The sequence below is a fragment of the Alicyclobacillus hesperidum genome, from assembly GCF_900107035.1.
GTDB lineage: Bacteria > Bacillota > Bacilli > Alicyclobacillales > Alicyclobacillaceae > Alicyclobacillus > Alicyclobacillus hesperidum.
Map to the genome: position 1 here is coordinate 1 of NZ_FNOJ01000028.1, position 20677 is coordinate 20677.

Here is a 20677-nt window from a genome sequence, read left to right on the forward strand (position 1 = left end):
AGGTGGTATATGAGATCAAGCCACCGCGTCGCCCCCAACACCACCCAGTTCGCCAGGGTCTGCCGGGTCAACCGCAGGCCTTGCCGGGCAAACTGTTCCTCCAGGCGGTACAGCGGCAAGCCATCCATGTATTTCTTGTCCATCACATATGCCAGCATCGAGGCGGACGCCAGGCTGCCCGGTATCGGGGGTTTTTGCATCTGCGCCTTGACCATGGGCGTTTCGGTCCCATGCTTGTCACACGTCCGGCATGCGTATGGTTGCTGGACATGTTCGCGCACCTTCGTCTGTGCCGGGATGTGGATGAGCTCGCGACGGATCTCGACACCCGCTTCGTCCATGACCTCGCCGCAGCACGGACAGATCCGTTCTTCCTCCGGCAGACGGGATTCAATCTGCTCCACCGGAAGGTCTGCCAGCATGGCATCCCGCTGACCTAGCTGCTTCTTGCGCCGCTGGTACGTGACCGTCTCGAAGGTGGGTTCCTCTGCCTCTGGCTGCGCCTGTGCCTCGGCCTCGTTGAATACCAGGTCCAGGCGCATCTGGTCGTCCGTCGTGCGTTCGCTGGACTTCCCGAATTGCCGATGGCGGGCCAGACGAAGCTGTTCCAGCAGCAATTTGACCTGCTTCTTCAGCTCCGCGTTCTCCCGTTCCAGCGCCTCATAACGCGCCTGCAGGACTTCCAGTTGGTTGGTGGTCTCCGTCGTTGTGCTCATCATGCAAAAGGACTTCGACACGCCTGCCGAAATCCCTTGCCAGATCCTTCTGTGTTTACCGGTCTCACACCACTTTTTTCGCGGTAACCCTCCGGTGTGCTTTCGGTTGGTTGAGTGACAGTCCGCCCAACAGCCAGCCCAGCTCCCGGCGGGTGATGACGAGGGTCTTGCCGTCGTGTTAGCGGCGGGATAAATTTGACCCAGGATCGACGGAATGAAATTGACCCACCTTCACCGAAGTTCCCTTCGAGAATCGCAACATTTTCGGAGGGACACCTATATGCTGAAGGGTGGGTCTGTATTGAAATTACACACTTTGCATGCTCAAGGGAAGTCGATCCGGGAAATTGTTCGTGAAACCGGACATGCCCGCAACACCGTACGCAAATACCTGCGTGACGGTGCACTGCCCGAACCAACCCCCCGTTCAAAACGTGGTTCGAAGTTGGACCCCTATAAAGATTTGCTTCGGCAGTGGATGCAGGAAGAGGGGCTGTTCAACTGCGAGGTGATGTATCGACGTTTGCAGGAGTTGGGATACACAGGACACGTTACTGTCATTAAGGACTTTGTCCGCCCGTTTCGCCCGCCACAGTTGCCAAAGGCGAAGGTGCGATATGAAACAAAGCCTGGTGTTCAGGCTCAGGTGGATTGGGGCTTGTGCGACTACACAGATAAGTATGGACAAGCACGGAAACTGGCCGTCTTCGTCATGGTGCTGGGATACTCGCGCGTCATGTACGTGGAGTTCGCCCGTCGCTGTGACATCCACAGCTTTCTGCGCTGCTTTGTGCACGCCATAGAGTTTTTCGGCGGTATCCCAAACGTCGCCCTGACGGACCACATGAAAACGGTGGTACTCGGCATGAACGACGATCATACGCCACAATGGCACTGGTTGTTTGAAGATTTTGCGCTCGCCATCGGATTGACGCCAAAACTTTGTAAGGTACGCCGCCCCCAAACCAAGGGGAAGGTGGAGCGGATGGTGCGGTACGTCAAAGAGAACTTCTGGCCCGGACGACGGTTCACGGACATCGCGGATCTCAATCGCCAAGCCGTTGCTTGGTGTCAGGAAGTCGCCCAGCGCATCCATGGCACGACCAAGCAGCGGCCTTGTGACCGCCTGGCAGATGAGCCATTACGCCCCCTGCCTTCTCCCGACCAGCTGGAGAAATTCCTGCGTGTGGAGCGACGCGTGAGCGCGGACGGGTATGTCAGCTATGACGGTGTACGCTATGGCGTGCCCTGGGTGTACAGCAGACGTGTGGTCAACGTGCGCCGAGTGCGCGAGAAGGTCGAAATCTGGTCGGAGGGCGTACGTATTGCCTGCCACGACGCGTCAACGTGCTGGGGTGAGACGGTCCAACTACCGGGACAGTACGAGGGACTAGCTTCTGCCGGCGGGTATATGCGGCCTAGACCTATGGCATACCAGATTCCCATGGATACGGTGGAAGCTCGGCCACTCGACGTCTATGAGGCATTGGCGGAGGTGGCGACATGCTTGAACTAGACAGGTGCGCACACAGTTGGAGAAGCTCAAACTCTCGACAGCGGCTGTGCACTTGGAAGGTCGGCTGCAAGCGGCGACACAGCGGCAGGCGTCGTATCTTGAGTTTCTGGACGACCTTCTGGAAGGCGAACTGACCGTCCGGGAGGAGCGAAATTTGAACATGCGTACCCGGATGGCACGCTTGCCCTACCGCAAGACCCTAGAGAAGTTTGACTTCTCGTTCCAACCAGGCATTGACCAGAAGACCATCCGTGAATTAGCGAGCATGGCGTTTGTGCGCCAAGCGGCCAATGTGGTGTTCTTAGGGCCTCCTGGTGTCGGCAAGACCCATTTGGCGGTGGCACTGGGCATGGAAGCACTGGCGGCAGGCCTCTCCGTGTATTTCATCCCGATGGCGAAGTTGGTTGAGGACTTGCGGCGTGCGCATGACCAGCGTCGCCTGGATACAAGGATGCGGCAATATCTTCGCCCAAAGCTCCTCATTCTGGATGAGGCGGGATATACGCGCTTGGACCCGGTGGCTGCGAATCTGGTGTTCCAGCTCGTGAACACGCGATACGAACGAGGCAGCATGATCTTGACGAGCAACAAAAGCTTTGGAGAATGGGGAGACCTCTTTGGAGACGCTGTTCTGGCTTCGGCGGTGCTGGACCGTCTGCTGCACCACTCGCACATTGTGAACATTCGGGGTCAGAGCTACCGGTTGCGGGAGAAAGTGCGGGCTGGCGTGTACGCAACGCCACCAGTGGCGGAACCCGAAGTCTCCTGACGGAGGTGATGCGAAGAGCCTACAATCACGGTGAAGTGGGTCAATTTTCAATCGCCGTTGGTGGGTCAAATGTAATCCGCCGTTGACAGTCGCTTGTGTCCGGCCACCAAAACCGGCCGCGTTCCAGCCGCCGATAATACAGCCAAAAGCCGTTATGTTCCCAGTACAACAGCTTCAGCTTGTCCCGCTCCCGGTTACAAAACGCGAAGAGCGCAGGGGAAAACGGGTCCAGGCGAAAGGACTCCTGCACCCGTGCCGCCAAGCCGTCGATAGATTTGCGCATGTCCGTGCTGCCGCAAGCCAGGTACACGGGCAGATCCCCCGGTCCAGCACCGATGTTCAGCATAGCGATGCCAGGGTGCGCACCACATCGCGCAACAGATCAGAGTTATAACCAGACGTGACCTCGATGACAGCAGAACCCACACGTATGGGCAGCGGCTTGTCCGCCACTTCCACCACGGATTCCTCCACACGCACCGGGATGAAACGCGGCTCGGCGCTATCCCGTTGACGGCCTTCGTGGTCGGTGTCCGCCTTAAACTTGCCGGCCCAATACCACAGCTGATGTTCCTTGACCTGATGCGCAGCGCACCAGGCTGCGCCGCTTAACCCGCTGGCCCGGAAGTCCGCAACACGGGCACGCCAAAGCTCGTGATGTTGTTCCAACTCCGCCTTCGTCACGATGATCCCTCCATGATCGGATTCTGGGGGGGATCACCTCGCACCAGGCACGCTGGCGCTAGGTGTGCACTATTTGACGCTCACCGTTGGTTGGTATAACTCAACGTCTATCAAGGTACGAAATGACACGCAAATAAGGACTTGATCGTCTCCAAGGTAGTGCGGCATGCTAGGCAGACAAAACTAAAACTGGGCCATGGCAAATCGGTGGGTTCCCACGTTTCGAAGATTGTATTTGACTTTCTCGTGGCGACAAGGAGGGCGTGGAACTGGAATTTAAACATCCTAGAAATCCCTAAAACCAGGGGGCTTGAGGCCAACTTATCCTCGTTGTGCTCACTGCACAAGTCATCGGTAAGATGATTTGTACAGACGAAGCAGGCTGCTATTTGTTATTTTTTCTAGTATGTATGAGAAATAGTAAAATTCAAGTCTCGCTAGCCAATTGTTCATTACGATAGTGCGCTCCCTCATGGTCGGGAAACAGCGCCCAAACTCGGAATTTACATGGAGGCTTGGCGTACGCGTCTCATCAAGGTGCCTTGCGTTTATTGTTCGGGTTGTGAATCCTCAAAAATCAGGCTAGCCGATTCCAATTGCCTATCTTTCCTTGAGGACGCGTGTAGAGGTAAAGGTCGTTCGTCTTTACTGAGGAGCTTCCGTGACTAATCGGTAGCCAACGCCTGGTTCGGTGATGATTCGCCACGGACGAGTGGCGTCATCTTCAATCTTTTTGCGCAAGTGCCCAATATACACACGTAGATAGTGCGCGGCGTTGTCTGGATCGATATCTCTCCAAACCTGGCGTAGCAATTGGCGTTGAGTGACCACCTTACCCGCATGCTGAGCGAGCACCTTGAGTAAATCATATTCAATTGGCGTCAGCCGCACTGGAGTTCCGTAAAGTTCCACACGACGCTCGGCAAGATTGATCGTGAGTCCGCCCGCGTCAATTACAGGTTCTAGATCTCCCTTGGCTGCATGCCGTAAGGCCACGCGGATGCGCGCTAATAGTTCGCCCATACCAAATGGCTTGACGACATAGTCGTCCGCCCCAGCGTCTAACGCAGCAATTTTGTCTTGCTCTGCATCACGTACAGTGAGCATGATAACAGGAATGCGAGACCATTCGCGCAAGCGAAGCAACACGTCAATACCCTCCAGGTCCGGCAGGCCCCAATCGATTACCGCCAAATCTGGTCGCTTCGTACTTGCTTCGATGAGTGCTTGTTCTCCCGTTTCTGCCTCTAGCACTTGGTAACCGTGTCCCTTTAAAGCGAGATGCATGAGCCTTAAAATAGCATGTTCATCGTCTACCACGAGAATCTTCGCGCCTTGACTCAACGTCTCTGTCCTCCTCTTTCAGGGCGTCCCGCGCCGCCAATCGGATGATGAATGCCGTCCCTTGGTTCAATCGCTGGATTGAAATCGTACCCCCATGTGCCTCCACCATGGCTTTTACGATGGCAAGGCCAAGGCCCGTTCCTGGAACACCATTTGTCTTTCGACTCCGATAAAACTTGTCGAATATGCGCTCGATTTCATCTTCATCGATCCCCACGCCATAGTCACGCACTGAAATCACCGCATCCCCCTCTTCTGTGAAGATAGAGATCTCAATCGGTGTGCCTTTCGGTGAATACTTAGCTGCATTGGAAATCAGGTTGACGAGGGTCTGTTGGAAAAACATTTCGTCTACCTGAACAACTGGAGCATGTTCGGGGGCCTTTACATGAACCGGATGATGTTGGGTCAGTTCAGTAACCTCGCGAAGCGCGCTTTGCACTACATCCGCCAAATCAGTTGGCCGCTTAGCAAGCCTCATCATTCCGCTTTCGATACGTGCCATACCAATCAAATTTGTCACCAGTCGATTCATGCGTAGAGCTCCGTCGCGGATAGTGCGCGTGAGTTCCGTTCGATCTGTATCGTCAAGAACCGCTGCTTCGTCGGCCAACGCGTCGGCGGCACCAAGCATGGTCGTAAGGGGCGTGCGCAATTCATGCGAAATCGAATTCATGAGCGCTGTGCGCAGTCGCTCTGATTCAGCTGCAATTTCCGCTAGCTTTGCACGTTCCTGCGAAGCAATTCGGCTGACCGCGATAGCCGTAAGGTTCGCCGTTGCACGCAGGATGTCGAGCATCTCGCCGTGCGTGGCGAGGCGGAACTGGCCCGGTTCACCTACAATGAGCGCTCCAAATACTTCGCCCTTGTCACGGACCGGGATATATACAAAGGCTGCTTGTCGGTGCGATTTGGACCCAAAACTCACCAGATTGCCATGCCGAAGAACCCAGTCCAATACATGACGGTCGATCACGGGATCGCCAGCATCTCCATTCGGTGCGTACAGATGAATGCCGTCTAATTTCACCAGTGCCAAGTAAGCGTGTGTTTGGAGAAGATCGCGGATTTGGGCGAGCACAGTCTCAATAACACCAGCTTCGTCAGCCTCCGCAGTTAGCGCTCGGCTCATATGAAATAAGGTTTGGGCGACACGTGCTCGGTGACTGGCTTCCTGTGCTCGTCGGCGCATGTTCGACGCCAGACCCGCCGTAGTGATGGCCACTACCAGAAATACAGCAAAAGACACCAGGAAGCGTAAATCGCCAACTGCATAACTAAAGATGGGCGGTACAAAGAAAAAGTCGAATGACATTAGTCCAAGACATGCTGCGAACACACCTGGCCAAAGCCCGAATATGCCAGACGCAATCAGCACCGGGATTAAGTACAGGATCGCAATGTTCACGCGATCAAACCGGAAGTCTGGGAAAAACATAATCCCGGTCAGAAGACCGTCCATACCGCAAACCACTAGATATGCCCACCACCAACGATTGCGGCGCGCTCGAGTACATGCGGTTGGGCTTCGCGACGCGTCCTGCATCCAAGTTGGCCACGCAAGGCGTAATATTTGCCATTTCGGTGTGAAGCGCAAGGTAATCCACTCCGTAAGGCGTCTAGACTCGCCAGCGATTGATGTTTTCTTCGTCTAGCTTAGCGTCACGTGTTTTCGATGCCAACAATTTTTATGGATTTTTTACACGATCGGCCACCATTCCTCACCCGAAACCTCATACGTCGATGGCTAGACTGTGATGTGTCGTGCAAAGGAGGGGAGCAAGTGCCGGACATCATTTCAATTGCGCTGTTTCTCGCCACGTTCGCCATGCTTTACGGTATTCATCGTTATTTTGATAGGACCTAAAGGGGGATGCACATGTGGTTTTTGCTGGTGTTATCAGTGGCAGTCATGGGCTACTTAGTGTACGGGATGTTTCATCCAGAAAAATTCTAACTGGCCTGATGGGCGGTTATTTCACGAGGTTTGACATATTGAGCTGAGGTGAACGAAGGAAAGGAGGCGGTACCCATGACGGCAACCGGAGTGATTGCAATTGCGGTCGTGGTCTTTGTGATCCTATTGTGCGCTTGGCCACTTGGCAGATATATCTTTCGGACGTTTGCAGGGGAACGGACATGGGTAGATCCAGCTGTTAGACCTATTGAACACGTGTTATTCAGATTGATTGGCGTGAACCCGGACGTAGACATGGACTGGAAGGCATACCTTCGGGCGATGATGGCCGCAAACTTGATTATGGCACTTTTTGCGTACGGTGTGTTTCGGTTGCAGAACTTCTTACCACTGAACCCGGCGCACATTCCAGCTATGCCTCCATATCTGGCGTTTAACACGGCGGCAAGCTTTATTACGAATACAAATTGGCAGAATTACGCAGGTGAACAATCGTTGTCGTACCTTGGGCAAATGATTGGTATCACATTCCTACAGTTTACTTCAGCGGCAACGGGACTTGTGGCAGCAATGGCGTTTTTGCGTGGCATGAGTAGACAGAAGACAAATTCGCTCGGGAATTTTTGGGTTGATCTCGTCAAGGCACATACACGACTTCTTATGCCACTGGCCCTGATTTTCGCCATCTTGTTAATGGCACTAGGAGTTCCGGAGACGTTATCCGGACCGGCAGTTGTGCACACATTGGCAGGTAGTATGCAAACCATCGCACGTGGGCCTGTGGCTACACTTGAGGCAATCAAACAGCTTGGGACCAATGGTGGAGGCTTCTTCAATGCCAATTCGGCACACCCATTCGAGGATCCGAATGTATGGACATGTATTCTTGAAATCATGGCCATGGGTTTGATCCCGATGGCACTCGTTTTTACTGCTGGTCACTTTCTGCATAGTCGTCGTATTGCAATTGTACTATGCACGTTGCTCAGTGCGATTCTTCTCATCGGTGCTTATGTCGTGTACGCGTATGAGGCGGGAGGGAACCCCATTCTCACGCATGCCTTAGGGATCCATGGTCCTAACATGGAAGGAAAAGAAGTTCGCTTTGGGCTGCCATTGACCAGCCTCTTTGTAGCCAGTACCACCGCCTTCACAACGGGAGCTGTGAACGCGATGCATGATAGTCTGATGCCAGTAAGTGGAATGGTTCCACTATTATTTATGATGTTCAACCTGATTTTCGGCGGCAAGGGTGTTGGCTTGCTCAACATTTTGATGTTTCTTATCATCTCGGTCTTTATCTCTGGACTCATGGTGGGTCGTACGCCAGAGATTTTCGGGAAAAAAATTGAAGCACGCGAAGTGAAGCTCGCTACGGCAGCTATGCTTGTGCATCCGTTTGTCATTCTCGTTCCTACAGCCATTGCTATGGCACTTCCATCAGCACGAGCATCGATGACCAACCCAGGCCTGCACGGTTTCTCAGAGGTTCTGTATGCTTTCACATCGGCTGCAGCCAACAACGGCTCTGCATTCGCAGGGTTAAATGGAAATACCCCGTTCTATAACATTGCTTTGGGCTTGGTGATGCTATTTGGCCGTTATGTGTCCATTATTGCCATGCTCGCGATTGCAGGGGCGCTTGCAGCCAAGGCGCGTATTCCGGAGACTTCCGGGACGCTCAAGGTGGATACATTCGCCTTTGGCTATGTGTTCGTTGCCGTATTTATTATCGTCGGTGCACTGACGTTTTTCCCATATCTCGCTCTTGGTCCCATCGGCGAACAATTGCAGCTCACGTGAAAGGAGAGTTCCCATGGCACGCTCAGGTATGTTTGAACGCGCGTTGTTGTTACGCGCTTGCGCCGATTCTTTCGCGAAGATGGATCCTCGCGTGCTCGTTCGCAACCCTGTCATGTTTGTGGTCGAGATCGGTATGGTTGTAACACTCGCACTGACCGTAGATCCACGACTGTTTGGTTCGTCTGTCCATCCTGGTGGCGTTGGTAATGCGCGGCTCTACGATCTCGTCGTCACTCTTATTCTCTTGATCACTATTCTTTTCGGGAACTTTGCAGAGGCTCTGGCTGAAGGTAGAGGTAAGGCGCAAGCAGAGGCTTTGCGGCGTACAAAGACGGAACTCATGGCGGTTGTCCAACGCGGGGATGAATATCAGGAAATTCCGGCTTCCGCTCTGCGCAAAGGCGACGTAGTAAAGGTTGTGGCTGGGGAGCTTATTCCAGCCGACGGTGATGTGATTGAAGGAGTGGGGAGTGTCGACGAATCTGCCATCACGGGTGAATCTGCACCGGTGATTCGTGGTGCAGGGGGAGATTTCAGTTCGGTCACTGGTGGTACAAAGCTTTTATCGGACGAGCTCATCATCAGGGTTAGTGCTAATCCAGGAGAGACATTTCTCGACCGGATGATTTCACTTGTAGAAGGTGCATCACGTCAAAAGACACCAAACGAAATTGCGCTATCCGTATTACTTGCTGGGTTGACACTCATTTTCCTAATCGTGATCGACTGCCTGCCGCCTATCGCACGCGCACTTGGTGCCCATATGGACGTAGCGACGTTGGTGGCGCTACTCGTGTGCTTGATCCCCACTACCATTGGTGCACTGTTGTCCGCCATTGGTATCGCGGGCATGGACCGTGTAATTCGATTTAATGTGATTGCCAAGTCGGGTAAGGCCGTAGAAGCAGCAGGTGATGTGAATACCCTTATTCTCGACAAAACAGGTACTATCACCATTGGTAACCGGATGGCGGCTGCATTTTTACCGGTTCAAGGACAAACGAACCACACTTTGGCAGAAAGTGCGGCACTTTGCTCACTCTTTGACGAGACACCGGAGGGGCGTTCCGTCGTCGAACTGGCTCAAAGTGTAGGTGTGACATTTCGGCGTGAGGAGTATTCAAACACACGCAACGTTGAGTTTTCAGCCGACACGCGCATGTCCGGTCTCGATTTGACGAATGGTACGAGGCTGCGCAAAGGTGCGGCAGATGCCGTGAAGCGGTACGTAATTGAACAGGGAGGAGATATTCCGCGTGATCTCGATGAGATTGTCGAAAGGGTGGCAAAAGAAGGTGGAACGCCGCTTGTTGTTGTGCAAAATACCGAAATTCAAGGTGTAATTTACCTTAAGGATATTGTAAAACCAGGAATTCGTGAGCGGTTTAAGGAACTGCGTGAAATGGGTATTCGCACCGTGATGTGCACTGGCGATAATCCATTGACTGCGGCGACAATTGCACGTGAAGCAGGAGTGGATGAATTCGTAGCTGAGGCGAAACCTGAGGACAAGATGCGCTTAATCCGCCGCGAGCAGGAGCAGGGTAGATTAGTAGCAATGTCTGGAGATGGCACGAACGACGCCCCGGCACTGGCGCAGGCTGATGTCGGACTCGCGATGCAAAGTGGGACGCAGGCGGCGAAGGAAGCAGCAAACATGGTCGATCTCGACTCAGATCCTACAAAACTCATCGAGATAGTATCAATTGGAAAGCAGCTTCTTATCACGCGTGGGGCCATTACCACATTTTCTATCGCAAATGATGTGGCAAAGTATTTCGCCATCATACCAGCGATGTTTACAAGCTTTATTCCGGCGCTAGGTGTGCTGAATGTGATGCATCTGTCGAGTCCGAAGAGTGCAATTCTATCGGCTCTTATCTTCAACGCCATAATTATTCCACTCCTCATTCCGCTTGCTATGCGGGGTGTCAAGTACCGTCCAACGAGTGCAATGAGCCTGTTGATGCGAAATCTTGTTTTGTACGGTTTAGGTGGCGTACTAGCTCCGTTTGTCGGTATCAAAATCATTGACATGATTCTCTCAGTTTGTGGTATGGCTTGAAGGGAGTGGGTTAGTGTGGTTAATGTGTTGCGCAGTTTGCGTTTTACTGCAGTGTTCGCGGCATTACTGGGGATTGTGTACCCGTTTGTCGGTGTGGTAGTCGGTCATATAGCTTTTCCTTGGCAATCGCAAGGGAGCCTTGTGCAAGTAAAGGGTCGTGTGGTTGGCTCGGAGCTTATTGCTGAGGCATTTCCGCAACCGATGTGGTTTCAGGCGCGTCCATCAGCCGTTAATTATAATGCAAGCGGATCAGGGGGATCGAATCTTGGCCCCACAAATCCGGAACTTGTAAAGGAGGTATCGAAGAATCTGAGGACGGTATTAAAACAAAACCCAAGCTTATCCGTTGCCCAGGTACCTACGAGTATGGTTGAGTCCTCGGGCTCGGGCCTGGATCCGGATATTACCCTCAAGGATGCGTATGACCAGATTCCGCGAATCAGTGATGCAACCGGCCTGTCGCAAGCGTGGTTAAAGACGCTCGTTCAACGCAAAGCGTCCGCTCCGGCACTTGGTCTGTTCGGTGAGTCTATGGTGAACGTAATTGAACTAAACTTATCGATTTGGGAGGCTTTGCATACTGACAAACAGGCAGGGAGTGCTAAATGACAGAAGAGTTTGGCAGACCCAACGATATAGGCGGGGAAATGGCTCGCCGTGGTCGTTTGCGTGTGTTTATTGGGGCAGCACCAGGGGTGGGTAAGACTTACACAATGCTAAACGAAGCACATCGGATGTGTCGAGAGGGCACAGACGTCGTAGTTGGATTCGTGGAAACTCACGGACGCAAAGAGACGGAGAGATTACTCCAAGGACTAGAAGTCATAGCGCCGGCGATGTTGCAAGTTGGGCACGCGACGTTTAAAGAGCCGGATCTACACGCCATTCTGCTGCGAAATCCGGACGTTTGCTTAATTGACGAGTTGGCTCACTCGAACCCCCCAGGCGCGCGTCACAGGAAACGGTTTGAGGACGTGATTTATCTATTACAACATGGGATATCGGTGATGACGGCGGTAAATGTGCAGCATCTCGAATCGCTCCGGAATCAAGTGCAGAGAGAATTGGGATTGCGAGTCCGTGAAGTGGTACCAGATTGGTTCTTCCGCGAGGCGGATGAGGTCACAGTAATAGATGTTACGCCAGAGACGTTGCGCCAACGCTTGAGAGATGGCGAAATCTACCCCCTCGATAAGCTAGACACGGCGCTTAATCACTTTTTTCGATTGGACCGCTTGGCATGGTTGCGCCAAATGTCACTTCGGGCTGTGGCGGACGATGTCGAGGAACGTCTGGAGAATTCGTACGAACGTAAGACGATTCCTGGACCGGTTGGAGCGAAAGAGGTCGTCGTGGTGTGTGTTAGTCATCTGGGACGTGCCGAGGCACTTGTCGAACGTGGAAGGCGGATGGCTTTACGCATGAAGGGGGATCTCTACGTGGTCTACGCTGCAGAAACGGACGAGGATCGAATGACGGAGAAAGCCCGAGTCGAAGTAGAGGCGTTGCGTCGATTGGCTGAATTGCATGGAGCGGAATGGGTGCTTGAGCCAAAGCGGGATCGGTCAGTAGGGGAGATTATTCTGCAGGTGGCGAGGCGTTTAAACGCTACGCAGGTCGTGTTGGGACAGCCTCACAAGGGTGTGTCGGCACGTTGGCTTATGAGTTGGCAACATCCAGTTCAGTACTTGCTCCGTCGGCTGAAGTACGTCGACTTACGTATTGTTGGTTGGCAACAGTTATCTCCCGAGGCGATTTTGCAACGGAATATGGCAAGCGAGCGTGTTGTACGGGAGCGCAAGCTTCCAGGAAAGTTGATCATCCTTGTCGGTGCTGCACCGGGGGTTGGCAAGACGTATCGCATGTTGCGAGACGCCCACGATTGGAGGGCACGAGGTGTTGATGTTGTTATTGGCCATATTGAGACGCATGGCCGGAAGGAGACAGAGGAGCAGATTGGTGATCTAGAGCGCATACCAAAGCGGTTAATTAAGTACAGTGGAAGGGTGTATGAAGAACCGGATCTTGCATCGATTTTAGCACGGCGGCCACAGATTGTGCTAATGGACGAATTAGCGCATACAAACGCTCCGGGAAGCGTTTTTAAGAAAAGGTACCAGGATATTCTGTATTTATTGGAGAACGGCATTGATGTCGCGACAGCCGTAAATGTGCAGCATATTGAGAGTCTAAAGGATCGTATTGAGCATATCACCGGCGTAACGGTACGGGAGCGAGTGCCGGATTGGTTTGTGAAACTTGCATCGGAATTGAAGCTCATTGATATCAGTCCCGAAACGCTCATAGAACGGTTGCAAGAAGGCAAAATATATCCTTCTGACAAGGTTGAGCGTGCGCTTAACCACTTCTTTCAACCGGCACACTTAGCAGCACTGCGCGAAATCGCCTTACGCGAGGTTGCCGACGTCGTCGATGGTCCGCTCACTTCTCCGCCACAGGCGGATCCAGAGCGTATATTGGTGTGTGTGAATTATCGTCCTCATTCCGAGGCGCTTGTTCGGCGTGGCTGGCGCATTGCTGATCGCCTTCAAGCGCAACTCTACGTATTGACGGTGCAAACTGAATTTCCTCTGTCAAGTCAGAATGAGCGCGATTTTGCCGCGGTGCGGGAGCTTGCTGAGCAGTTTGGTGCAACATTTCTAATTCGTCCTGCTCTGAATAAGTCGGTAGGGCAGGTCATTGTCGAAACAGCGACAAGCGAGCGAATTTCGCAGATTGTCATGGGGCAGTCAATAAATCGGGGGGGAGGTTTGTTTTTTACGCATCGACCCATTGCCTATGTCCTTAATCGGGCAGCATTCGTCGACCTTCATATCGTCGCTTACGCGGATCGAGCGTCCTCGTCTTAGGAACGTGGTGGGGTATCGAACTGGTGATATCGCATGATACGCATATCAAATTAAGGTTTTATGATATTGAATTGGGTATTGCCTTTAGGACTGGACGATCAAGAGCAAACGTGCTACGCTTGAATTAATCGATTCATACCCTATGGATTGGTGAAGAAGCACAGGACGTGCTTTGAACTACTCCACTAAGACTTGGCCTTCAACAGTAGGAGGCCAGGGTTTTAGTGGAGTTTTTTATTGGAGGTGTACCCATGAATAGTCCTGCCTCGGATTGTTACAGAGCTTAGGAGAAAAGTCCTAGTTATCCAATAAAGATCTAGTTTGGAACTACTTTGTTTCCACCGGATTTCTGTTCAGCGTTAACATAGCTTGTTCGGTGATAGAGTGATCCTGCAAGCGATATTCACTAACTTTTAAAGCTAAGTTTGTTTTTCTGGTTTTTCTAGTTAATTGAAATTGGGTTCTCAATAGATCACTCGCCGAAGTGAGTACATGACGCGTGTTGGTGGTTGGCTTGGATAATGTGTATATCTAATTGCGAACTCATGATAGACATGGTACCAAATATTAATATTCCCATTTATCTTCGCTATCCCCTCACTGCTATTGCTCTTGAAATTGATTTCAGTGGCCAGCGATTATGATAAAGCATTGTCGTCATTGTTAGGTACAGAATGTAGATCATAGCGTGGAAATTCTGTGACTCTGTAACTTAGTGAATGCGCTCGGAATCACGCGGTTTTCCTCAAGTAGGAGGTTCAGGATGGGTACGCTTGGTTGGCTCATTATCCACGGCATCGGAACCATCGCTTATGCTGCAAGCGGAGCGTTCGTGGCGTTGCAGGCACGATATAGGATGATGGGAGTATACGTATTGGGGTTAACAACGGCCTTCGGAGGAGGGGTGATTCGCAACATCATTATCGGCATCCCTGTCATAAAACTTTGGGATCGTGAAACGCTGTTACTGGTACTAAGTATATTGACCATACTCTATTTTTTATCTACAAAATGGATACACCATTGGAAAAGGTGGGGGCTCTTTTTCGACTCAATTGGACTTGCATCGTTTGCGTTGCAAGGTGCGTTATACGCAAAACAAGTGAGTGACAATGTCTTCGTGATGCTCATTGCCGCCTTGTTCTCAGGTGTTGGTGGCGGAATGATTCGGGACTTGCTTGCAGGGAGAAAACCCATCGCTCTTCAGGAAGAAGTACATGTAGTGCTGACTATTCTAGTTGGTATTGCAGTTTGGATAGATGGAACAACTTACAAGCGTCCATTACAACTGATTTTGATTATTATAGTAGTTGTTACCATCCGTATGTTAGCAGTCCGGTTTAAGCACTTACGACAACGAGAATTGACCAGCGGTTCGCAGCGATAATCATAGGTGAGCTTTCTGTAGAATCGTAAGTCAATGTGGGGCAAGGGATTTTCGAGTACAAAGATGGACTTCACCTCTGACTTTTGATAGGAATGAAATGGTATAGACTACATTGTTCCTAAGGAGGGGTGTGTCAAGTTTTCTGTGTAAACTCCTTTTTGAAAAGTTCACCTGCACTTTGCAGCGAGCGTCCGAATGCAATGCTCCATGTGAGGCTGTCCAGGTGCGTTTTCCAGCCTTGACAGCCGACGCAAGGCTGCTGACGCAAGGCTGCCCATCCTGAAGCGACGTTGCATGCCACACACCGTGGGGAATGCCACCTAACGTCGTCAGGGAAGATACAGCGTGACGCGATCCCCGAAATAAATCATCAACTGTCCCAGGATTGTGCCCCAGTTGGCCACTCGCATGATCCATTTCTTCGTCACTTCCATCGTCGCCAGGTAGAGCATCTTCAACAACGCTTCGTCGTTCGGAAACAAGCCCTTTCCTTTGGTCGCTTTGCGCAGTTGCCGGTGGTAGCCTTCGATGATATTCGTTGTGTACATGATTCGCCGCATTTCCACTGGGTATCGGTAGAACGTCGCGAGTTCTGTCCAGTTGTCCTGCCACGATTTCACACACAGTGGATGGCCGTGTCAGGTTGTCGTAGGGGGAGACCCCACTGAGTAGATTGATTAGGCCACCGTAAACGAAATCCTGGAAAGTTCACGTAAGACGTACTTCACCCAGGGTCGGTCCGCGTGCGGAGCGACCAATGCTGGCATCTGCCTTTCAAGCCATCTCACTGCTTCCTTAGCATGCCTTGTGAGTTCGGCCTCGTTCACTTGCTTCCCATTTGCCAGTTCGTTCGGTTGTACTTCGAAACGAGAAAGCCTACGCACCCGTAGGGGCTCCTGATTCGAGCGATCTGCGACAAGCCGTACGAGCGCATCCGCCCCTGACTTGCTCCAACGTGCCCCATGGCGCTTCATCCGGCGCGCCACGTGGTGGAACACTTGACCCTCTATCGTACCCAGACTCACCACGTCACCATCGCTCACGATGCCTTCCCAATTCTTCTCCATGTACGACTTCAGCTTCGAGATACGCTGCTTCTTCGCTCCTTCGCTTTGGCTCTCCGCCTTCCTCAGGACTTTTTCAACCTGCGACCAATCCCCGCTTCCTACCGCATCCCATACCTTCCGGTAGGCCTGCGTCTCCCGCCCCAAGGCCCCAGCTATTGCGCGCCGTAGGTGAAAGGGATCCAGTCGATATCGAGCTCCAGGGAGCATCTCGACGCCCTTCTTCGCCCATTCCGCGCCGTCTGCACCGACCCAGCATCGTTTCACACTGACCCAGTCCCACACGCGCCCAAACGATGCCACTGCCCCCTCCCAGAAGCGTTCGGCCTCCTCAGTCCCCACAACCACCTGCCGATTCATGAGGGCACGCCGCTCACGCCCTTGCTCCTGCTTGCCTTCATACGCCACGGCCACTTTCAGTTCGAAGTGTGATTGACCATCTTCCGCCCTGCGCCCGCGCACGTACACGCCATCCGCTTCCACAAAGAGCGTCTCCACTTTGCTCGTCCCTGATGGAACTTCTCCTTGTTCGAATACCTTTTCGCGCTCCAGTTCCGCTCGGGCGCGCTTCTCCCCTCCAAGCCTCTGCACCTCTTGCCAAATCGCCATCGCGCTGATGTCTGGCACCCACGTCTGGAGAATCTCTGCCGCGCGCCGGTACGACACATCTAACGCCAGCGCGACAGCTTGGTTTCTCAATTTCCCGCTCAATCGACGACGCGGATCGAAACCTGCTGCGTCATCCAACAGAAAGCGGCGTTCGCCCGTCTTTCGATTGCGGTAGTAACGCCGACGATATGTAATCTCTCCCACGGTGGACACGATCGTCCGTGGTTTACACTGAACCAGTTCCCACTCATTTCGGTCACGCTCCGCCACCAGCTTCTCATCCCAAGCTTCAAGCACCGACGTGATCACCTCGGCCCCCAAACTGGTCAGCGCCCTCGAAACCTCTTCCTCGAGCACCGCAAAATCCCCCGGATGCTGCGACAGCCTGGCGGCGGTCATCACAAGCGACAGGAAACTTGCATAGCTGCGTCGAATGTTCAACATCAGAGACCTCACCTCTTTATCCGCGCTGCAACGCGGGTTGTTTTTGTGCTCAGTGAGGTCTCTTCTCTTTGTCCCCGGAAAATCCTCCCGAGAGCAGCCCCTACTCAAACTTTATACGCTCGACAGGCGCTAACCTGTCTGCTTATTCATGAAGAGACTTAGGATTTAGCCGCCTCGAATTCACGTTTGCGTTCTTCAATTTGCTTAAATGCTTGTTCAGGCAACGACTTTTCACCACCAATGAGGCGAGCTTGCAGAATTAGTTCTGCACCTTCATCGAGCGTAGCGAGTAATTGAGCTGTTTCTGCTGGTGACTTTCCAAAAGCCAGTACGCCGTGATTTGCTAATAGGACAGCAGATACACCTGGGTTTGCCTTTACCGCGTCAACGATACCTCGCACAGACTCATCTGAACCACGTGGTGCCCAAGCGATAACTGGTGTAGGCTCCGTCATCCCAAACCGCATGAGTGGTTCGTAAACCACAGGAATAGGTTCATGTGCAATGGCAAATACGGTCGCATGCGGGGCATGCGTGTGAATGATTCCGCCTACGGATTCTCTAACTCTGTACACAGCTGCATGCATTTGAATAATCTCCGCCTGTGCAGGCATGACTTCGCCTTCCAGAACAGTTCCATCTGTGCGAATCACAGCAAAACTGTCTTCGTCTAGATTTGCAACATTCCCACCACGTGTCATGAGCATCGTATCTGCTGATAGTCGAGCGGATAAGTTTGCGTGGTGACCACGGAACATGAGACCTGCATCGCGAAGTGCGACGGCAGTTTCAATAAGCTCTTGTTTTGCGCGTTGGACATTAGTCATGTGGATCACTCCTTTGTGTTTATACCATCATAGTGTATGATACAGCATTGTCAAATGGAATCGTGAGACCGTAACGATAAGTTGGGAACTGCGCGAGTTATATTGTTCACTACACGGATGGAATCATACTTGCCACATTGGATGTAAGAAACGGGGGACTGTTCAAGATTCATGTGTTAATGCATTGGGGGTATACATGTTATTTTGTATACTGCGTTATGTATTATGCACTGAAAATTAGGTCTAGAATCTACTTTATACATTTATAACAGGGGAAATGAGGTTTACTCGATATGGCAAAAGAAAGAGGTTTGCCTGGAAAACAAAATCGACATCTCCCGGCTTTTCTACTCCTTTTTTTAGCAAAAGAAGATGCGCATGGTGGTGCACTGTGGAATCGGATGTCTGAAATCATGCCAGCTGACTGTGGAGTAGTGGATAGTGGTGCTGTTTATCGAGTTTTACGTGAATTGGAGGAACGTGAATGCGTAACTTCGGTTTGGAATACTGAAGAGGCAGGCCCGGCAAAACGAATTTATCATATAACTTCGAAGGGTTTCTTTGAATTAAATATGTGGTATAACGATATTTGCCTTAGAAAGAAAAATTTAGATTTTTTCATAGAACAATATGAGTCAATGAACAGGCCTGAAGATTCTATTGAGGAGACGGACAAATGAGCCGCATGCAATTAACACTCTTGCGATACAGTGATACGAATTGGTATCGCTGGGTTGTTTTCGCGACAGTTGTTTCGGGAACTTTTATGGTGAATGTCGACAGTAGCATTGTGAATGTTGCGTTACCGGTATTGGAGAGAGACTTTCACGCGGGTCCTGAGGTCTTGCAATGGGTCATTTCTAGTTATTTGCTCATGATTACTGGTGTTTTACCAATTGTCGGAGGTTTATCGGATAGACTAGATAGGAAAGTTGTGTTTATGGCCGGAGTGGGCATTTTTACGGTTGGTTCCATATTGTGTGCATTATCTGACAGTATTCTACAACTCATCCTATTTCGGATTTTCCAATCCATCGGTGGCGCAATTATTATGGGGAACGTTATGTCAATTGTGTCGCATATATTTCCGACAGGTAAACGGGGGCGGCCGTTGGGGTTGGTCGGGAGTGTTGTTGCTGCGGGAACAATTGTCGGCCCATCTCTGGGAGGAATTTTAATCTCCTTATATAGTTGGCGAGCAATTTTCTGGGTCAACTTGCCGATAGGTTTAATTTCGTTTGCTACATCGGCATTTGTGTTGATGGCGATTCGCTCTAATAAGCCGCTACACAGGTTTGACACACTCGGAGCGGGGTTGTTCTTTATCGGGATTGTTTGCTTGATGTTATTTATATCTGAAGGACCGAAATGGGGATGGCGTGGCATACAAAGTATTCTGGAAATCACAGTTAGTTCTATTTCTCTATCTGGTTTTATTTGGAGAGAACTGAAAGCTCACAATCCAGTTATTGAGTTACCTCTATTTCGCTCGGGCGCATTTACGCTTGGGAATCTGACCGGGTATTTATCCTATGTCGTAATGATGTTTCCGGGAATCTTATTGCCTTTGTATATGCACGATGTTTTGCAAATTCCAACAGCTCACATTGGCCTACTTCTTACACCACAAGCCATTTGTATGATTATATTTTCTCCTGTGGGTGGCTGGTTTGCAGATAAATTTGGAACGAATTGGCCGGCGACTACCGGTTTTTTGTTTGCAACGCTTGGACTAGGATTGATGTCTATGTTGAATACAGCATCATCCTATGTAGACATTGTGATTGCATTGTCCGTATTTGGGCTTGGCATGGGGTTGTTTACGTCTCCGAATAATGTCTCTGTACTTGAAAGCGTACCAATTGAGAAGTCAGGATTAACGGGAAGTTTGATGGCAACGGTACGTAACTTTGGAAGGGTGTCTGGCGTTGCGATTTCCGTGTTGTTGTTACAAATATCAGGAAGTGACTTGAAGACAATTCAGGGATTCACTCATGCATTTTCGTTTGCCTTCAAGATAGTTGTTGTCATTGGAGTAATTGGGACATTCCTCACGATTATCCGATTTACCGTACACCGCAAGATTCGTCAACCGTCAGATGGACTATAGGTGAGACGGATATTCAAAGTGGGCAGGATTGGAATGCGTAGGCTTTTTTATTCATTATATGATCCGAAATTATGCGCTCGATATCGAGCCGAAAATGCTAGAGGAACTACAGTTCCATTTGGCACAACAACACGTGTCACACGTGAAGGTCATCACTGATGCAATGGAAGATGTCCCTCTGGAGGATGCACCAGTTCATCATGTCATTGTGTCCTTTGTGATGCATAAAGTTCAACCGCTGTCGAAAGGGATTGACGAAATTTATCGCGTTCGCAAACCGGGTTGTCACTGTCTTTTTAATGGGAAAAAGAACGTTCTGAATCGGGGCGCCACTCGAACATCGGATCCACTCGAGCGATATGACACAGACGTTTCAAACCGATGGATTTACAGTAATTTCTCAGGTGGGTCAGACTACGTCTTAGTTCTATCAAAGGATCGTCACATGAGCGCTCTTAAGTTGAGTCCATATAATTGGTGTAAATTCAGTGGAAGCGCTGGGTGACATCATGTAGACGTGCCACCCCGTCCCTCTTTGGTAGAATCAGTGT

At 51.3% G+C, this 20677-nt stretch carries 18 protein-coding genes and 1 pseudogene; 11 read left to right on the forward strand and 8 right to left on the reverse strand.

The features are described from left to right. Positions 1–719: IS66 family transposase (locus BLU70_RS13455; protein ID WP_244885227.1), on the reverse strand; the 719-nt coding region annotated here is incomplete at its 3' end. 277 nt (positions 720–996) lie between these two features. Here BLU70_RS13455 and istA point away from each other — a divergent pair. Both istA and istB read left to right on the forward strand, forming a co-directional pair. Continuing rightward, positions 997–2232, forward strand: coding sequence for an IS21 family transposase (gene istA / locus BLU70_RS13460; protein ID WP_074693818.1), 1236 nt, complete (start codon positions 997–999; stop codon positions 2230–2232). A gap of 16 nt (positions 2233–2248) precedes the next feature. Next, on the forward strand, positions 2249–3001 hold the full coding sequence (gene istB, locus BLU70_RS13465) for an IS21-like element helper ATPase IstB (protein ID WP_244885228.1): 753 nt from the start codon (positions 2249–2251) through the stop codon (positions 2999–3001). Between the two features lie 40 nt (positions 3002–3041). Here the strand turns inward: istB and tnpB are convergent, their stop codons facing one another. The 4 genes from tnpB to BLU70_RS13485 all read right to left on the reverse strand — a co-directional run bounded on the left by tnpB (position 3042) and on the right by BLU70_RS13485 (position 6575). After that, on the reverse strand, positions 3042–3311 hold the full coding sequence (tnpB, locus tag BLU70_RS13470) for an IS66 family insertion sequence element accessory protein TnpB (RefSeq protein ID WP_157785435.1): 270 nt from the start codon (positions 3309–3311) through the stop codon (positions 3042–3044). 29 nt (positions 3312–3340) lie between these two features. Continuing rightward, a complete protein-coding gene (tnpA, locus tag BLU70_RS13475) occupies positions 3341–3685 on the reverse strand; it encodes an IS66 family insertion sequence element accessory protein TnpA (RefSeq protein WP_074693822.1) in 345 nt (114 codons plus the stop codon). A gap of 645 nt (positions 3686–4330) precedes the next feature. Then, positions 4331–4972 carry a winged helix-turn-helix domain-containing protein gene (locus BLU70_RS13480; protein ID WP_237716376.1) on the reverse strand — a complete coding sequence of 214 codons (642 nt, stop codon included), beginning with the start codon at positions 4970–4972 and terminating at the stop codon, positions 4331–4333. Positions 4973–4991: 19 nt separating this feature from the next. Beyond that, entirely contained in the window at positions 4992–6575 is a 1584-nt protein-coding gene (locus BLU70_RS13485) for an ATP-binding protein (RefSeq protein ID WP_276326117.1), read from the reverse strand. A 333-nt stretch (positions 6576–6908) separates the two neighbouring features. Between BLU70_RS13485 and kdpF the strand changes: the two genes are divergently transcribed. The 6 genes from kdpF (at position 6909) to BLU70_RS13515 (ending at position 15072) form a co-directional block, all read left to right on the forward strand. Continuing rightward, positions 6909–6986, forward strand: a complete 78-nt coding sequence (gene kdpF / locus BLU70_RS15010) for a K(+)-transporting ATPase subunit F (protein WP_390854296.1) — start codon at positions 6909–6911, stop codon at positions 6984–6986. Positions 6987–7061: 75 nt separating this feature from the next. Then, positions 7062–8750, forward strand: a complete 1689-nt coding sequence (gene kdpA, locus BLU70_RS13495; protein WP_040288590.1) for a potassium-transporting ATPase subunit KdpA — start codon at positions 7062–7064, stop codon at positions 8748–8750. Positions 8751–8763: 13 nt separating this feature from the next. Next, positions 8764–10815: a potassium-transporting ATPase subunit KdpB gene (gene kdpB / locus BLU70_RS13500; RefSeq protein WP_006445828.1), complete on the forward strand. Its 2052-nt coding sequence runs from the start codon at positions 8764–8766 to the stop codon at positions 10813–10815. Between the two features lie 15 nt (positions 10816–10830). Next, positions 10831–11424 (forward strand): potassium-transporting ATPase subunit KdpC, encoded by a 594-nt coding sequence (kdpC, locus tag BLU70_RS13505; RefSeq protein ID WP_040288588.1) that lies wholly within the window; start codon positions 10831–10833, stop codon positions 11422–11424. Next, positions 11421–13685, forward strand: coding sequence for a universal stress protein (locus tag BLU70_RS13510; protein ID WP_074693830.1), 2265 nt, complete (start codon positions 11421–11423; stop codon positions 13683–13685). The genes kdpC and BLU70_RS13510 overlap by 4 nt, the downstream gene beginning before the upstream one ends. A 763-nt stretch (positions 13686–14448) precedes the next feature. Then, positions 14449–15072 carry a trimeric intracellular cation channel family protein gene (locus tag BLU70_RS13515; protein ID WP_006445825.1) on the forward strand — a complete coding sequence of 208 codons (624 nt, stop codon included), beginning with the start codon at positions 14449–14451 and terminating at the stop codon, positions 15070–15072. A 329-nt stretch (positions 15073–15401) separates the two neighbouring features. Here the strand turns inward: BLU70_RS13515 and BLU70_RS13520 are convergent. The 3 genes and pseudogenes from BLU70_RS13520 to BLU70_RS13530 all read right to left on the reverse strand — a co-directional run. Then, a pseudogene (locus BLU70_RS13520) lies at positions 15402–15704 on the reverse strand (transposase); the annotation flags it as partial. A 45-nt stretch (positions 15705–15749) separates the two neighbouring features. Next, positions 15750–17189, reverse strand: coding sequence for an ISLre2 family transposase (locus BLU70_RS13525; RefSeq protein ID WP_006445823.1), 1440 nt, complete (start codon positions 17187–17189; stop codon positions 15750–15752). Positions 17190–17347: 158 nt separating this feature from the next. After that, positions 17348–18016 (reverse strand): class II aldolase/adducin family protein, encoded by a 669-nt coding sequence (locus BLU70_RS13530; RefSeq protein ID WP_040288585.1) that lies wholly within the window; start codon positions 18014–18016, stop codon positions 17348–17350. Positions 18017–18309: 293 nt separating this feature from the next. Here BLU70_RS13530 and BLU70_RS13535 point away from each other — a divergent pair, with 293 nt between their 5' ends. Genes BLU70_RS13535 through BLU70_RS15015 form a run of 3 tightly spaced genes read left to right on the forward strand, consistent with a single transcriptional unit; the run spans position 18310 to position 20631 of the window. After that, positions 18310–18696 carry a helix-turn-helix transcriptional regulator gene (locus tag BLU70_RS13535; protein ID WP_040288584.1) on the forward strand — a complete coding sequence of 129 codons (387 nt, stop codon included), beginning with the start codon at positions 18310–18312 and terminating at the stop codon, positions 18694–18696. Next, positions 18693–20126, forward strand: coding sequence for an MFS transporter (locus BLU70_RS13540; protein WP_006445820.1), 1434 nt, complete (start codon positions 18693–18695; stop codon positions 20124–20126). Before BLU70_RS13535 ends, BLU70_RS13540 begins: the two co-directional genes overlap by 4 nt. 58 nt (positions 20127–20184) lie before the next feature. Then, the gene (locus tag BLU70_RS15015) at positions 20185–20631 is read left to right on the forward strand and encodes a class I SAM-dependent methyltransferase (RefSeq protein ID WP_420168087.1); all 447 of its coding nucleotides are present in this window, start codon (positions 20185–20187) and stop codon (positions 20629–20631) included. Positions 20632–20677: the final 46 nt, after the last annotated feature.

Bases quoted from the DNA above. Each gene is read 5' to 3' on its own strand.
- istA (WP_074693818.1), top strand. From the start codon at position 997: ATGCTGAAGGGTGGGTCTGTATTGAAATTACACACTTTGCATGCTCAA.
- BLU70_RS13480 (WP_237716376.1), bottom strand. From the start codon at position 4,972: ATGCATCTCGCTTTAAAGGGACACGGTTACCAAGTGCTAGAGGCAGAA.
- BLU70_RS13485 (WP_276326117.1), bottom strand. From the start codon at position 6,575: ATGCAGGACGCGTCGCGAAGCCCAACCGCATGTACTCGAGCGCGCCGC.
- kdpF (WP_390854296.1), top strand. From the start codon at position 6,909: ATGTGGTTTTTGCTGGTGTTATCAGTGGCAGTCATGGGCTACTTAGTG.
- kdpA (WP_040288590.1), top strand. From the start codon at position 7,062: ATGACGGCAACCGGAGTGATTGCAATTGCGGTCGTGGTCTTTGTGATC.
- kdpB (WP_006445828.1), top strand. From the start codon at position 8,764: ATGGCACGCTCAGGTATGTTTGAACGCGCGTTGTTGTTACGCGCTTGC.
- BLU70_RS13510 (WP_074693830.1), top strand. From the start codon at position 11,421: ATGACAGAAGAGTTTGGCAGACCCAACGATATAGGCGGGGAAATGGCT.
- BLU70_RS13515 (WP_006445825.1), top strand. From the start codon at position 14,449: ATGGGTACGCTTGGTTGGCTCATTATCCACGGCATCGGAACCATCGCT.
- BLU70_RS13525 (WP_006445823.1), bottom strand. From the start codon at position 17,189: ATGTTGAACATTCGACGCAGCTATGCAAGTTTCCTGTCGCTTGTGATG.
- BLU70_RS13530 (WP_040288585.1), bottom strand. From the start codon at position 18,016: ATGACTAATGTCCAACGCGCAAAACAAGAGCTTATTGAAACTGCCGTC.
- BLU70_RS13535 (WP_040288584.1), top strand. From the start codon at position 18,310: ATGGCAAAAGAAAGAGGTTTGCCTGGAAAACAAAATCGACATCTCCCG.
- BLU70_RS13540 (WP_006445820.1), top strand. From the start codon at position 18,693: ATGAGCCGCATGCAATTAACACTCTTGCGATACAGTGATACGAATTGG.
- BLU70_RS15015 (WP_420168087.1), top strand. From the start codon at position 20,185: ATGATCCGAAATTATGCGCTCGATATCGAGCCGAAAATGCTAGAGGAA.